Annotated in this window: 12 protein-coding genes and 1 pseudogene; 6 read left to right on the top strand and 7 right to left on the bottom strand. The window is 58.4% G+C overall.

Features of this window, described 5'->3' with window-relative positions; genetic code table 11:
- Positions 1-108: 108 nt before the first annotated feature.
- Positions 109-1,281, bottom strand: coding sequence for an ABC transporter substrate-binding protein (locus tag JQ611_RS17975; protein ID WP_212466145.1), 1,173 nt, complete (start codon positions 1,279-1,281; stop codon positions 109-111).
- Between the two features lie 374 nt (positions 1,282-1,655).
- Between JQ611_RS17975 and JQ611_RS17970 the strand changes: the two genes are divergently transcribed.
- From JQ611_RS17970 to JQ611_RS17950, 5 genes and pseudogenes are all read left to right on the top strand, one after another.
- Entirely contained in the window at positions 1,656-1,934 is a 279-nt protein-coding gene (locus tag JQ611_RS17970) for a hypothetical protein (protein ID WP_212466144.1), read from the top strand.
- 185 nt (positions 1,935-2,119) lie between these two features.
- A pseudogene (locus tag JQ611_RS17965) lies at positions 2,120-3,253 on the top strand (glycosyltransferase family 4 protein); the annotation flags it as partial.
- A gap of 126 nt (positions 3,254-3,379) precedes the next feature.
- On the top strand, positions 3,380-4,534 hold the full coding sequence (locus JQ611_RS17960; RefSeq protein WP_212264013.1) for a glycosyltransferase family 4 protein: 1,155 nt from the start codon (positions 3,380-3,382) through the stop codon (positions 4,532-4,534).
- 149 nt (positions 4,535-4,683) lie between these two features.
- Positions 4,684-5,634 carry an NAD(P)-dependent oxidoreductase gene (locus tag JQ611_RS17955; RefSeq protein WP_212466143.1) on the top strand — a complete coding sequence of 317 codons (951 nt, stop codon included), beginning with the start codon at positions 4,684-4,686 and terminating at the stop codon, positions 5,632-5,634.
- Complete coding sequence (locus tag JQ611_RS17950) at positions 5,631-6,854, top strand: glycosyltransferase family 4 protein (RefSeq protein WP_212466142.1); 1,224 nt, start codon at positions 5,631-5,633, stop codon at positions 6,852-6,854. Before JQ611_RS17955 ends, JQ611_RS17950 begins: the two co-directional genes overlap by 4 nt.
- 29 nt (positions 6,855-6,883) lie before the next feature.
- Here JQ611_RS17950 and JQ611_RS17945 read toward each other — a convergent pair whose 3' ends face one another.
- The 3 genes from JQ611_RS17945 to JQ611_RS17935 are packed head-to-tail and all read right to left on the bottom strand — an operon-like array spanning position 6,884 to position 9,426.
- Positions 6,884-7,738, bottom strand: coding sequence for a class I SAM-dependent methyltransferase (locus JQ611_RS17945; protein ID WP_212466141.1), 855 nt, complete (start codon positions 7,736-7,738; stop codon positions 6,884-6,886).
- Positions 7,728-8,297, bottom strand: coding sequence for a DapH/DapD/GlmU-related protein (locus JQ611_RS17940; RefSeq protein ID WP_212264012.1), 570 nt, complete (start codon positions 8,295-8,297; stop codon positions 7,728-7,730). Before JQ611_RS17940 ends, JQ611_RS17945 begins: the two co-directional genes overlap by 11 nt.
- Positions 8,298-8,337: 40 nt before the next feature.
- On the bottom strand, positions 8,338-9,426 hold the full coding sequence (locus JQ611_RS17935) for a glycosyltransferase (RefSeq protein WP_212466140.1): 1,089 nt from the start codon (positions 9,424-9,426) through the stop codon (positions 8,338-8,340).
- Positions 9,427-9,611: 185 nt separating this feature from the next.
- On the opposite strand from JQ611_RS17935, the gene JQ611_RS17930 reads away from it, so the two are divergent.
- On the top strand, positions 9,612-10,337 hold the full coding sequence (locus JQ611_RS17930) for a bifunctional 2-polyprenyl-6-hydroxyphenol methylase/3-demethylubiquinol 3-O-methyltransferase UbiG (RefSeq protein WP_212390923.1): 726 nt from the start codon (positions 9,612-9,614) through the stop codon (positions 10,335-10,337).
- Positions 10,338-10,339: 2 nt separating this feature from the next.
- Here the strand turns inward: JQ611_RS17930 and JQ611_RS17925 are convergent, their stop codons facing one another.
- The 3 genes from JQ611_RS17925 to JQ611_RS17915 form a co-directional block, all read right to left on the bottom strand.
- Entirely contained in the window at positions 10,340-11,752 is a 1,413-nt protein-coding gene (locus JQ611_RS17925; protein ID WP_212466139.1) for a hypothetical protein, read from the bottom strand.
- Between the two features lie 104 nt (positions 11,753-11,856).
- On the bottom strand, positions 11,857-13,695 hold the full coding sequence (gene asnB, locus JQ611_RS17920) for an asparagine synthase (glutamine-hydrolyzing) (RefSeq protein ID WP_212466138.1): 1,839 nt from the start codon (positions 13,693-13,695) through the stop codon (positions 11,857-11,859).
- 3 nt (positions 13,696-13,698) lie between these two features.
- Entirely contained in the window at positions 13,699-15,243 is a 1,545-nt protein-coding gene (locus tag JQ611_RS17915; RefSeq protein ID WP_212466137.1) for a lipopolysaccharide biosynthesis protein, read from the bottom strand.
- Positions 15,244-15,269 lie beyond the last annotated feature (26 nt).

Genomic DNA, 15,269 nt, shown 5'->3' with positions numbered 1-15,269 from the left:
GGGAGATGTCGTCATTCCGGGGCAGCGCACAGCGCTGAACCCGGAATCTCGCGCTACAATCTCGAGATCCCGGGTTCGCGCTCGCGCGCGCCCCGGGATGACCTTCGGTCACTTCTTCGTCTTGCCGGAATCCTTGACTGCCTCGAAGGTCGCGAATTCGACGTTGTAGAGTTCACCGTCGACCTTCTCGACCTTGCGGATGTAGATGTTCTGCACGATGTCGCGGGTTTCCGGATCGATCGAGATCGGGCCGCGCGGGCTCTCCCACTTCAAGCCCTTCATCGCCTCGATCAGCGCATCGCCGTCGGTCTTGCCGCCGGTCTTCTTCAGCGCCTCATAGATCAAATGGATGCCGTCATAGCCGCCCACCGCCATGAAGCCTGGGCGCTGGTTATAGGCCTTCTTGTAGGCTGCGACAAAATCCTTGTTCATCGCGGACGGATGCGCGGCGGAGTACAGATGCGCGGTGACGGTGCCGAGCGCCGCATCGCCCATGCCGTTGAGCAGATCGTCATCCATCACGTCGCCGGGGCCGATCACCTTGATGCCCGCCTTGTCGAGGCCGCGCTCGGCATATTGCTTCATGAAGTTGCCGCCCTGCCCTGCCGGCACGAACACGAACACGGCATCCGGCTTGGCATCCTTCATGCGCTGCAGGAACGGCGCGAAGTCCGGATTTTGCAGGGGCACCTTGACCTCTTCGACGATCTCGCCGCCGCCGGCGGTGAAGTTCTGCTTGAAGAAGTTCAGCGCATCGTTGCCGGGCGCGTAGTCGGAGGTCAGCGTCGCGACCTTCTTGATGCCGTTCTTGGCGGCCCAATCACCGATGATCGTCGACGATTGCGCCAGCGTAAAGCTGGTGCGCACGATATAGGGCGAACGCTCGGTGATGATCGAGGTGCCCGCCGCCATCACGATTTCCGGGACCTTGGCCTGGGTCGCCAGCGGCGCCGCGGCAAGGGCTGCCGGCGTCACGCCGAAGCCGGCGATGAAACTGACCTTGTCGTTGACGATCAACTCCTGGGCGAGGCGCTTGGTGTTGTCGGGGACCGCGCCGTCATCCTTCAGAATGACCTCAATCTTCCTGCCGGCGACGGTGTCGCCCTTCTGCTGCATGTAGAGTTTGACGGCGTTGTCGATCTGCTTGCCGGTCGAGGCCTGCCCGCCGGTCATCGGCAGGATCAGGCCGATCTTGACGGCGTCCTGCGCCTTGGCGGGTATAACAGCCAGCACACCGGCGACGGCGCCTGCAGCCAGCAGCAATTGACGACGAATAGACATGAATTTTCTCCCCCTGATCGGTCTTGTGCCTTGAGCCGAGTCCCCGGCCCTTGCCTCACCATAACCCAAATTTTCGGCCGGGTAGCGCCACGACATGGCGTCTCACCGCGGCTTGTTGTCAATCGGACGAAGGGCGCGTTTCCTTGGACGGGCACGTTCCCCGGCGGCGTCCCTGCGTCAGGTCGCTGGCAGTATTATAACACCGTCCCCGCTTCGAGACCCACCGGCCGGCCCGACCGTCTCCGGCCTTCGTTCCATTTGTACATTTGTACAAATAAAATGTTGGTGTCAACAAATAAGCGGCAGGTCGTGCCCTGCCGCAAGGCGGCCTCAAATCCATCATCCTTAAAGGTCTAAGTTGTAACCTGCCGCCCATGTCGATCCTTGCCCGCCATATCCTTGTCCTCGTTGCCGTCGCGTTCGCGGCCTGCTCCCTGAGCGGCTGCGGGACCATCAACGAAAAAATTTCGGCCGGGGTCAGCGACGCCATTCCGGCCTGGGCCGGAGGCGTGCCGGCGGACGCGCCACCGCGGCCGGGCACCGCGAAGTACGACGAGTTCATGAGGGAACGCGAACGGAAACGCCAGCTGCCCGCCGCAGAACGCGGCGAGGAAGCAAAGCCTGCTTCATCCTCGCAGGACACAATTCGCTAACGAGACGATAAATACCATCTGCGAACCTTGGCAACAATGATGGCGTGATCCCTTCAGTTCGAAGCCCGAACGGCGTAGGGTGGCACGGCATTTCGACGCCCACGGCATCGATGTCCATTTCAATGTGGTATCAGCCCGAATGGGTGCGGGACCGCTCTAACAGCAGATCAAACGATGTGAGTTGCATGGCTTTCGCAACGACTACCGCGCGCCCGCGCTTGTTATACGTGGTAAACGAAGACTTCGCGTTTTTGCTCAACCGGCTGCCGATGGCGAGAGCTGCGCGCGCCGCGGGCTATGAAGTGCACGTGGCTACGCGCGTCGACAAAGGCGCAACCGCCATAGAAGCAGAGGGCTTCACGCTTCATCGGATCCCATTCCGCCGAGGCGGATTATCTCCATTTGCTGCAGTACCGACCATCGCTGCGCTTCGACGGCTTGAAAGCAAGATCAGGCCGCAGATCGTTCATCACTCCGGTTTGCAATGCTGCGTGTATGGATCGATTGCAGCTTTGGGAAGAAGAATCCCGCTTGTTAACGCAATCACCGGCCTGGGCTACATCTTTACCTCGGTGACTTGGCGAACACGGCTTCTGAAACGAAGCATGGCTACTCTCCTTCCCTGGCTCTTCAACAGGGAGCAAAGCGTTGTTCTCGTCCAGAATCCCGACGATCTGTCCGCTCTCGAAAGCCTTGGAATAGAGCACGGTCGAATTGTCCTGATCCCCGGATCCGGCGTCGACACTGATGTGTTGCAGCCACTGCCGGAGCCGAGTGGCCCAATTACGATGGGGTTCGCCGGGCGCTTGTTAACCGACAAAGGAATTCGGGCGCTGGTAGCCGCCCACGGCATCTTGCGAGAACAAGGTCACGATATAAACCTGATCATTGCCGGTAATCCCGATCCAGCCAACCCCGCCTCGGTCCAGGTTGAAGAAGCGCAGGAATGGAGCCAGCGGCCGGGAATCACCTGGCTTGGGCACATCGACGATATCGTCTCGCTTTGGCAGCGTTGCCATTTTGCCGTCTTGCCGTCGCATCGAGAAGGCCTGCCGATGAGTCTGCTGGAAGCGGCAGCCTGTGGCAGAGCGATGATTGCTACCGACGCTCCCGGCTGCCGCGAAGTTGTCATCCATGATCAGACCGGCGTCCTGGTGCCTATCGAGGATCCATTGGCACTTGCTGCGGCGATCCTTGGCCTGGCGAACTCGTCCCAGCTTCGCGACCGTTACGGACAAGCTGCGAGAAAGCTCGTCGTCGAAAAACTGTCAGCCAAAATCATCGGGAACTCCGTCGTCGAACTCTACGACGGGCTCACGCGAAATCGGCACCAGCATCGGGCGCCAGACAGTTCGATACTGCCGGGCCCCCGGGTGCAGAGCGCTGGGAAAATCCTACTCGTTTCCCAGCATTATGCCCCGTTTCCGAGTACGACCTCGGCCTACATGACTGAGATCGCCGAGGAGTTGGCTCGCGACTGCGACGTCACCGTTCTGTCGGGCTCGCCCGGCTCCAACTCGAAGGCGCCCCCGAAGTCATCCTTCCCCACAATTATTGAGATAAAGAGCTGGTGGCCAGGAAAATCAGCGCTGGTTTCGAGATCGCTTGCCGCAGTCCTGTTCGCATTACAGGTGTTCTTTGCCATCCTGAAGCACGCCCGCCGCGAGGACGCCATCCTTTGCGTTACGACGCCTTTCACAGTTCCGTACGCCGTAACTGTAGCAGCGAGGCTCCGCAAAATCCCCGCGGCACTTATTATTCATGACTTCTATCCGGACACGCTTGTCATGGCCGGTATTCTGCATCCCCGCTCCATAGTAACAAAAATCATGCGTTGGGCGAACTCTGTCTTGTTCAAATGGCTCGACGCTGTCGTCACCATCGGGCGCGATATGAATGTGCTGTTGATGGCCTATCCACGCATGCAGCCAAGCAAGATCGTCTTTATCCCGAATTGGCCAACGCTTCCTATTCAACATCGAGTTGTCACCGAAAATTCCTTTCGTATCCGCTGCGGAAGCAAATTTCTGGTGGCCATGTCTGGAAACGCGGGATTCACTCACGACCCCAACTCCGTGTTCGAAGCTGCTCGAATACTGGAACACAATACGGACATTCACTTCCTGTTTTCGGGCGAGGGCGTCGGCTGGACCACATTGAAGAAAAGGCAGGCGGCGACCCCCCTGCGTAACGTCACTTTGATTGAGCGCGTACCCGAAGCGGAGCTGGAAGAATTCTTGTCGGCTGCCGACATTTGGATAATCCCGTATCGTAAAAACAATACCGGCGTGTCTGTACCAAGCCGGATCTACAATCTGCTCGCTGTGGGACGACCAGTTATAATCTGCTCCGAGCCAGATGCGGAGGCTGCTCTTCTCGTGCAGGAACATGACTTGGGCTGGGTGGTACAACCCGAAGATCCTGCCGCAATTGCTCGTACCGTCGAGTTTGCAGCTTCGGCCGCCGGCAATACCCAAGAGAAGGGTCGGCGGGCGACCGAGATTGCCCGTAGCTATGCACGACCAACCGCGTTGAACTCATACCGGCAACTGATGCATCGGCTTCTGAACAAAGACGCTGCTGTGTCCGATGACAGATGAGATCGCTCGCAGCTCGGGACAAATCAGGGAACGCTAACGCCCCCGAAGGCATGACTTTTAGCTGTTGACTCTCGTAGAGGTTTATTCCTTATCCAGAGAGTGCGCTCCAATCAGCCATTCGAAACTTTTCACTCCAAGGCACGCTTGTTATGACTAAAGGTCTGGTTTTGGTAACGGGCGGGAACGGATACGTGGGCCGGGAGTTGGTGCGCCAGCTGATCGCCCAGCGAGATTGCGAAGTTCACGTATTGGACAATATGGCCAGCGGTGAACATCGTCTGGCGCAAATGGACGAGCAAGCTTTCGTACTGCACCGGCAGGATATCCGGGATGCGGATGCGGTTTCGGAATTGCTCAAGAAGATACAGCCGTCGATAATCTATCATTTGGCTGCAGTTCATTTCATTCCAGCATGCGAAGCCGAACCCGGGAATGCGGTCGCAATCAACGTGGCGGGAACCGTCAATCTGCTGAACGCAACTCCGGCCGGGACCAAGTTCGTCTTCGCTTCATCGGCCGCCGTCTACCGACCATTGCCCGACGCGCATCTGGAACGCGACGAAGACCTCGGCCCGGTCGATGTCTACGGCTACACAAAATTGCACGGCGAGCATTTTGTCAGGCATTACCACAACCAAAACAAGGTCCGCGGCATCATCGTCAGACTTTTCAACGTCGTCGGGCCCGGTGAGACCAACCCGCATCTCGTACCGGCGATCATCAGCCAGCTCGCTTCCGGTAACCACCAACTGGCCTTGGGAAACCTGTTCCCCCACCGGGATTACATCGACGTCAGCGACGTTGGTTACGGATTCCGCGCCCTCGCCAGGCACGATGCTTTCGAGGACGGCCCGCTGATTTCGAATCTTGGCACTGGAAACACGCACTCCGTGGGTGACGTCGTCGCGACGATCGGGACGGCGGCCGGAGTGACAGTCGATATTCAGCAGGACCCACTTCGTGTGCGCGCTGTCGATCGTCCGATGCTGAAGGCGTCAACTCAGAAACTGAAACAAGTTACCGGCTGGGCTCCGTCTATTTCGCTTGCCGAAAGCATGCATCGCGCATGGACAAATCGGATGGAGGATGGACTAACGTGACGGCCACCAAGCTGCGCGTTGCCGCGGTCGTCATCACACCACCGACATTCAAGGCAAGCGGAGGGGTATCGGCTGCGATCCAATTGACCGAGCGAATCGCAAAGCAGATCGACAGCGCGCTGTTGCTGATGGCCGAGGACAACGGCGAAACCGTCGAGAACGGTCTGCGCATAGTTCGTCAAAAGGCAGCAAATCCCCTTCTGCCCCTGCGGCGCGTGCTGCCGCGGCAAGCCGTCACTCTCGCATGGCGAGCGAATATCAAGCCATGGCTTCGCCAGGGACAGTTCGATGTCGTTCATTTTCACAATCCACATCCACCGGGTGCGCTCAAGGCTGCGGCGCGGGCCTGCGACGAGCTAAAAATCCCCTACGTGATTTCAACGCACGGGTTCATCGAATTCAATGAATTCTCACAAGGCTTTGGTGCCCCTGCCTGGCAAAAGCCATTGCTGGAATTGCTGGTGCGTCGACCGGTCGTTCACGTGGCGCAGAACGCAGCGAGAGTCCTGATGCTCTCGCCCCAGGAGGAACCCATTTTATCCGGCATGGGGGTCCATCCTCGCAATCTTCGCGTCGTATCCAATGGCGTGGACCCCTACTTCACGATTCCTGTTTCAGAAGCAGAGCGGCAACGACTGGTCGCACGCTTCGCTCTTCCGGCGGACCGTCCACTCATGCTGTATGTGGGTAACCACACGGCAAACAAGGGCCTGGACGTTCTGCTCAGAGCCCTGCCCCTCATGCGCGAAAAGGCTGTGGCTGTCGTCGCCGGTGCTATCCGCTCGCAGAAGGAGCATGCGCAGCTCCTTGCTGACAACGGCATGCCTGCCAGCAGTGAAAAGATTCTATTCACCGATTTCATCACCCGCGAAGAATTGCGCGCGCTCTATCAGAGCGTCGACTTGTTCGTCTTTCCCTCGCGCGCCGATACGCTGCCACTTGTCATTCTGGAAGCCATGGCCAGCGGCCTGCCGGTTGTTTCGACCTTGATTGGCGGAATTCCATTCGAAGTTTCCGCCGACACAGGGATATTGATGAAGCCCGGCGATCCCGCGGCACTCGCTTCGGCGCTGGACCGGCTGTGTGCCGACCAACCGCTCCGCAAGGCGATGGGCGATGCCGGGCGCGCACGTGTCACTCAGCTCTTCAACTGGGAGAGATCGGCAGAACAGGCCGTGGCCATCTACGACGAAGTCGTTTCCAGCAAGACGTCGCAATAGTTCTTAATGAGAGAGGGCCGACATTGGCTTCATTGCCCCGGCTTGTACCCCACAAACGAATAGAGTCGACCGGGCCGGTTGTCGAATTGTTCGGCGATCAACAGCATGAACCTGAATATGCGGTCACGACTCAGGAGCGCCCGCCAGCCCGGGAGGGGAAGCTTGGCCGAAAGCCGTGAGACTACAGCCGATCGCAAGCTCTCAATGGTGTAAGGAAACAAGTTGATCGGGCTTGTAAGGGGCGGAAGTATCTCGAGCGGCTCAAAGCCGGCAGTGCGCAACGCGCCAACGTACCGATCAAGACGAAAGGCGTTCTCACCGCCATAGAGCCGATGCAGCGGATGCTGGTCCAGAAACTTCTGAAGGTCGGAATCACGACTAATGACATGTTCGCGGGCGGCAACCGCAATGCCACCCGGTTTCAGCACGCGATAGATTTCGCGGCATGCACCTTCCAGATCGGTCGTGTGATGAAGCACCGCTCGCGCAAACACCACATCGAAGCTCGCATCAGCAAACGGCAGCCGCTCGGAAACTTCCTCGACGATGTCAATGGCAATTCCGGCATCGCGTGCGAGCATGCGTATCGCCGCGGCGCCAACAATCTTGCTCGGGTCGGGCTCAAGCGCCGTGACTGCGAAACCATCACGGGCCAGTGCGTAGCTGGCGATACCACGGCCAGCTCCGATATCGAGCGCTCGGCCACGACGACCATGCAAAATTTTGGAGACGGCGCGCCACTCTTCCGATGCATGGTAACGCGCCGCGGCATCCACCAATGGGTCATCGTAGTATGCGTCGCGCGCAACTTGCTGCTGCTCGGGTTGATTTCGAAACCAGACGACCGCCTCTTCCCAGGACGACAGCTTGGGATCAGCGTTCATCGGGCGATAGCTCCCTGACAACGACCGCGGGATTTCCCGCTGCGATCGAGAACGCCGGCACATCCCTGGTCACGACCGCCCCGGCCGCGACGATCGCACCTTGCCCGACGGTGACGCCGCGCAGCACAAAGGCCCCCGCGCCTATCCAGGCGTCGTCGTGAATCGTGACAGGCTGCTCGCCCAACTCCAGCTTACGCGGATGGCCACGCTCGAATATTTCCCTGGCCTGCTGGTGTCGTTGCGAGGCTTGCAGCGGATGCGTGAGGTTATCGAATATGTTGACGGAATGGGAAATCAAGACGCGATGTCCGATTTCGATCGATGCCGCGGACCAAATGCGGGTTCCGTCTCCCACATAGCACCAATCGCCCAGCACAATTCTTCCCCCGTGCCCGAACGTCATCAGCTCGCCGCGCACAAATGTATCGCTGCCAATCAGAATACGATCGGAGTCGCCGGCGGCATTTTTGATGCGTGCCGCTTGACTGAGGCGCGACCTGGCACCGACCCTGCAGGTTGCACGCCCCAGGATCTGCTGGGCTAGACGATGAAGGTTCATGGAGTTCAACTGCGCTATTGGCCGGGAGTAATTAGCAGGATCATAACTGCCCGACGAGATCAACAAAGCTCTTCCATTGCAACGGCTTACTGTAGGCGGCGGTGACCCTTTCGCGACCGAGCGAGGCGATCCTCGACGATCCATCCCAGTCCGCCAGACGCTCCTCGATAACGATAAACGCTTCCTCGGGCGAGCCATAGGTCGCGATTGTGACGCCAGGTTCCATCGACGCGGGGTACCGGCCGTCATCCGACACCAGCAAGGCACCGCACCCCATGGCCTCGAAGCATCTCATATTGCCGCGATCCGCTCCCGCCATATCGATCGCTCCGTTGAGCACGATCTTGGATCGCCCGATGAGATCATAGAGCTGCCGTCCGAAGACCGGTGGTCTGGCAATTTTCGATATGGCGCGAGGTCGGCGATGCTTCTTGAGGGGCGGCAAAAACCCGAGCGCGGTTTCGGCAAGCTGCGTCAGACGCGATGCGTCAAGGCAGAACACCACGTTCCGTCTCTCGGCAAGTGCAGCGACCCGCTCCAAAATGCCCGCACGACGCGAATGGTGTCGGGAGTAACCGCCAACGAACAACACGTCGATAGGTCGATCGCCGCGACCATATTGATCCATCAGCGGATCAATCGCCGGAAAAAACGGCGCAACATTGCAGCCTTTCCGTCGCCAGTCATCAAGAATAGAGGGGAAATTACTGACAACAGCATCGTAGGCCGACAGATCGACGCCACCCGATGGCGCAGCGCGCCAGCATAGGGCTTTCCTTACACACCCGGGCAGCTTGCGAACAAAGCTGCTGCTGTAGCGGATCGGATCCAGATTGTAGAACACGTCAGCGCGGTGATGTTCGATCTGCGCCAGAAGAATGTCCTCCGGCGCGCTCGCCGATGCCATTCCGTGCTCGCGCGCCCAGTACGTCTGCAGCGTCTTGTCATTGGCATTGGTAAAAAATGCATCGGGCGACCGATCGATGACCGGCTGGAGGAAATGCAATACACCGAACCTGTCGTCCAGGAATACGCGCAGCCGATCGTCGAAGCTAACAGCCCCGGCCGCAAGACCATCAAAATGCTGCAGGTAAGATGGGTAAAGAGCGCTATTCTGAAATAACCGCATTCAAGGGGGTCCACGAAAGGATGCCCTCAGATAGCAAACTGCACACGAATAACAACACTCAACGCGCCTATAGCTCACATACAGCAACCGACCATTGGTGCGACCGCAGTTGACACCCCCATGTGCTGCTGCGAAATAGGCCAGTTTTCGCTTCAGGCGGCGGGTATACGAGACCGGAATAGCGCATGAGCAGCAAGAATACCGTGGGCCACCAGCTCGAAACAGAGTCGATCTATTCCAACGCGGAGTATCTTGCGCACAATCCCACCTGGCATGCCGAGGATTCAGCCTGGAAGGCCGGCAAGATATGCAGCACCCTGCGCAGAAACAATCTCAATCCTTCCCGGATTGCAGAAATCGGCTGCGGCGCGGGCGAGATCTTGGTGCAGCTCAAGGCGCTCCTGCCCGAAAGCACTTTCGTCGGCTATGAGATGTCCGGGCAAGCCTTCGAGCTGGCGCGAAAGCGCGAACGTCCCGGCGTACACTATGTCAACACCAACATGCTGGACGAAAACGTCCACTTCGACGCCCTGCTGTGCATTGATGTGTTCGAGCATGTCGACGACTATATCGGATTCATCAAATCGATCCGCAGCTACGCGGATTACAAGGTTTTTCACATCCCGCTCGATCTATCGGTCTTTGCGGTGGCGCGGAGCGATACGCTGCTGGACGCACGGCGACGCGTGGGGCACCTGCACTATTTCACCAAGGAAACTGCGATCGAGACGATCAGGTACTGCGGCTACGAGATAATCGACACCGATTTCACCGCGCGAGCAGTTGAACTTGACAGCAGCAGGTTACGCACCAACCTGATGAAGCTACCGCGCGCGCTGTTATCAAAAGTCTCGCCGGATCTTGCCGCCCGTATTTTGGGAGGCTGGTCGCTGATGGTGTTGGCCAAGTAGCCTTACGTGCCAATTCCTGCCGGTTTCGCATCCAGCCTCGAGTTCCTATTCATAATTTTTATTATTCCGACAATGCCCCCCGCGACGAGCGGCGCAAGCAACAATCCTCCCGATAGAAATGCGGTGTTGAGTGCGCTCACGAGCAGCGTGAGAACTCCACCGAAGGCCGCAGTCATCATCGCAATGCCGACCGCGGTTTTACCCTTTACCAGATAGATCAAGTCAATCAGCCGACAGGCAGCGCTCGCCAACGCACTGAATACGATCACACCGCCATACGAAAAATCGACCCAGGCGTCGGCAATGAAGAGCGCGTTGCTGGTGGCGTCTTTGGTATTGTGCCAAAGCTGCGAAATGATCGTAAACGCAGGGACGTAGTCAAGTCCCATCATCGCTGCCAGCGGCCTGATATTCGCGCCCCAAGTGTGAGGATACTTGGACGGAAAAGCGCCGAACGTCTCGAGAGCCGACTCGCTTGGCACTTCAAATATCCGGTAATACAGAAATCCCAAAGCGCCGAAATTGTCGTAGACGGATATCGTGAGCCTGACGACGACGTACAGGATCAGAATGATTGCAGAAAGGACGACAAGGGCGCTCCGCCAGGTCAGCTTGTTGCGAAACACAAGCAGGCCGGCCACGATCAACTGAACAAGGAAAAACGCAGGAGGCGCCTTGCTCAGGGTCTCGGATTTTCCGATCAAGACCGCAACAAGAAGCAAGCCCGCCACCAATAGCAGACCCCATGAGCGGTTGACCCAGCCCGACAGCAGTCCCCATACGACCAACATCGGGGCCACTGCACCTAACGCAATGCGATAAAAATAGTTTGGGCTCCCCCCGTTGTTCAGACGGAATGCAGCCCTTGCTGCCTCGTCTCCGGTAATGGACAAAAACGATCCAATGGTCCCAAGGTGGCCCTCGCTGAAAGAGATCCAAGCCAGGAACAAAGTCAAACAGACTGCGATCACCAGCAACACCCGAGTCCCGCCGACGCTGTCTCTCAGGGCTTGTGAATTCCAGTCGGCTAATGCGATTTTTAAAGACGCAGCCCGCCCTGGAATCAGGCGGTCAACAATTTCGACCCCGGCAACGACGCCGACGAACATCAAAGCAATCGAGATGTTCATCGCAACGATGATTGCGCCGAAATCGGATGAGGCTGACTGAATCATGCTGTACATGACCGATTTGCCCCCCTCAGAGCCGGACAATCGAGCGATCAGCATCGCCTTTTCGCCCGATGACAGCAGGAAGCTGAGATATGCCGGTCCATAAATAAGAAGCAATGAGGCCAGCAACATCGTGGTCGCGGTCAGAAAGAGCCGCAGCCTGGCGCACAGATAAACTGCGGCGCAGCATATCGCCAAGGCTGTAAACACATAGCTTGCCACGAGCATGGTTACCTCGGCCACTGTCGGCGCTGCATCGAGCGCCGGGGAGTCGATGGAACTTCACAACCAGGAAGCAGCGAGCGGGAGTGAAGGGATTAGAAATAATCTTCTCTTTCAAGACGCCATCACGGCAGGCGATCCAGTACCCACTTCATATGGAGATAGGGCCAGATCCGTCCCGCCGACTCCCAATCCCACGACCTGTCACGATTCAGTTTCAAAACTGCTTTCTCGAACGCCGGCTCATCGACCAGTTCCGTGAAGGCCTCAACCTTCTTTGCCAGCAGGGATGCGGTCCAGGAAGAAAGCGGACCGTTCAACCATTCCGGCATCGGCGAATTGAAGCCGATTTTTCGCTTTGCGGTCCGGATTGATTCCGGCATGCAGCCGGCCATGGCTCGACGCGCAATCAACTTCGAGTATCCGTCGGCGTACTTGGCCTCTTCCGGAAGGGCAACCGCATAGGTCACCAGCCGCCAATCCAGAAAAGGCATCCGCACTTCTATCCCGTGCGCCATCGACAGGCGATCGAAGTTGCGCAGGATTGTCGGCAGAACGGTTCCATGGAGCATACGATAGAGCCTGCGATTGAAGGAACCCCACTCGGTCGGCAAACGGTCCTCATCACCAACCACCGCGAACCTCCGTGGAAGCGAGGAAAGCCCGCCCCGCAGAAAAAAATGGCCTCGTCGCTTGAGCAGCGCCGCGCGCGCGAAATCCGCCGCGTTTGCCAAAAACGGCCAGCGCTCCATGATTCCAGAAAGAACGTTACGCATCCAAAACGCCGCTGTACCACCCGCCTGCAGATAGCCCCCCATCAATTCATCAGCACCATGGCCATCGAGCGAAACAAGCACTTTTTGGCGACGCAGTTCCCGATAGATCAACCAGACGGCCGTTGGCAGGCCAATGTAGACCTCGTCCATGTCTTCGAGCACGCGATCGAAATCCCGCAAGGCGTCGTCATCACCGATTTGCAGTATCGTGGGCTCAACACCGGCCCAGGCCGCGGCTTCCTCGGCCTGTGGCCGTTCGTCGTTGGGAGATCCCGGAAACGACGCGACAAAGGCGTGCCGCCACGCATGATTGCCGCGCGGCCCCATCCCCTTTTTCTCGGCTTCGGACATCGTACAAATGATGGCAGAGGAATCGAATCCACCGGACAGGCAAGTGCCAATCGGCACGTCACTGCGCATGCGCAAAGCCACGGCATCTCGAAAAATCTGGCCGAAACGTTCGACCCGCTCAACCTCGGTGGAAGGTAACTGGGGCAGATGATCCAGCGTACGCCACCAACGCGTAACGCTGGTACGGCCGCCCCTTATCCAAAGATGGTGCCCTCCCTGCAACCGCTTGATTTCCCGGTGCAGGGTCCGCTCGCTTCCTTCAATGCCAAAGGCATCGACCATGATCCGGCGCGCAGCATCTGCATCGATGTCGGTAGGCACCAGTCCGGATCGAACAATGGCGCGCATTTCCGACGCAAACACCAGGCGGCCGTCCGAAATCGAGTAAAGCAATGGTTTGATGCCGAACCGGTCGCGGGCGAGAAAAACGTCGCCGGATACCTTGTCCGCGATCGCCAGGGCCCACATTCCGTTGAAGCGCAGGAGCATGTCCGGTCCCCACGCCTGCCAGGCAGCGAGGATAACTTCCGTATCGGACTCGGTGCGGAACGGGACGCGCGCGGCTTGCAACTCTGCCCGCAATTCCAGGAAATTGTAGACCTCGCCATTGTAGACGATGACAAAACGGCCATCTCCCGAATGCATCGGCTGATCGCCACGGGCGCCGGGGTCAATAATCGCTAAACGCCGATGTCCGAGCGCGATCCGCTTGTCATCGCTGAACCAAAATCCAGCACCGTCGGGACCGCGGTGAGCGATCAGGCCGGTAATTTTCTCGATGGCAGATGGAGCGACAGATTCGCCGCGCAGATCGACGATACCAGCAATACCGCACATGAATCAGAAGCTCCGGGCGGGAAGAAACCGTGTTACGATGCGATACAGATCCCGCCGGCAAATTGCTCCATAGGGCCCGATGCTGGAAACGGCAATGACCGCCATCAGGATCGCCGCGGCCGAAAGAACGTAATAGCCGGCAACCTCCCACAAAGCGGCACCTTGATCTATCCCATAGTTCGTAATCCAGACTCGCAACAGGATTGCACCGACGACCCCGACTCCAATCGGCATCAGGACAAAATGCAAAACCCGCGACCCGATGTCCGGCAAGGCGAAACTTCGCCGCAGCAGCAGCGTCATGAAAACCATCTGGGCCAGTGCGCCGGCACATGCACTCCAACCCGCCGCCGGCCATCCAAAATAGGGAAGCGCCATCGCACTGGTTCCGAGGGTGAATAGCGCGGTGACCAGCGATATCGCGGCGTTCGCGCGTGTCCTGCCCTTCGCCAGGAGATAGAACGTGAAAACGTTGGTACCGCTGCCAAGGATGCCTGCCAAGGCCAGCACGATCAGCACGCGCTGGCCTTCGGCCGCAACTTCCGGGCCGGTCCATAGGTACAGCACATTACCCGCCACAGGAATAAGAGCTCCGAGCGCGGTTACGGCCAGCACGTTCAGTATCCATGATGCACGAAAAAACAGGTCGCCGACGCGCTCGTCGCTCTCGCCCTGCAATGCACTGAAAAATGGAAACAGAATCTCGCCGATCTTGAGAACACCAATGTAAATCGCTTCCTCCGCGCGCAGCGCGATCGAATAGTATCCGACGTTTTGCGGCTGAAGAAACATGCCGAGCAAATAGCGTTCCGCCTGTCCGGCGACCAATCCACCGCCCTGCGCCAGCGCCTGCCATTTGCCGATGTGCAGGAGAGTTAGCAGTGATCTGGAATGCAGCGCTGGAAACGCCACCACATCTGGACATAGCAGCCGCGCCAGCAGCATCGACAGCAGGAGATTGACTGCAAAACCGATCATTTGACAGGCCACGAAAGTCGACGCCTGCGGCCAGTGCGGGATCAATAGAAGCATTGAAAGTGTCGACGCCACGCTGCCTGCGACGCTCACCAGAGCCAGCCGCGCGTAATCTTGATGGGCCGTGAACAGCGCCAGGCACACGCCGGCGATGCACTGGAAAAGCCACCCCACGGCACCGAAAGCGAACGCAGCGAAAAGATCGCCCGCCAGGTCACCGCCCAGATGAAAAACGCGCTGCGCAAAGGCCGGGCCGACGAGCCAAAAAAGGCCCACAAGTGGAATTCCTACCGCCAGGCTGAGAAACAGAGCCGTTGCAAAAAACTGTCGGGTCTCATGGCGCGCTGCCGTGGCGAGCGTTCGGGCAAATTCGCGCGTCGACATCATGGCGAGAGAGCCACTGAAAATGAGCGCAGGCGCAATGGTGGCGACGACAAGCCCCGCCATCCCGAAGGATGCAACGCCCAATTTACCGACGACAAACGGCAAGATCAGCAAGTTCAGCCCGACGCTGACGAGGAATGCCATGGCATTCCAGGTCGAATTTGCCAGCAGTCGGGAGCCGCTTTTCATGAGAATTGCGCAGCCATTTCATAATC

Source organism: Bradyrhizobium sp. AUGA SZCCT0182, from assembly GCF_018130185.1.
In the GTDB taxonomy this organism is placed as follows: Bacteria; Pseudomonadota; Alphaproteobacteria; order Rhizobiales; family Xanthobacteraceae; genus Bradyrhizobium.
The sequence above is the reverse complement of the archived record's forward strand: the minus strand, read 5'-3'. Positions and strand labels throughout refer to the sequence as shown.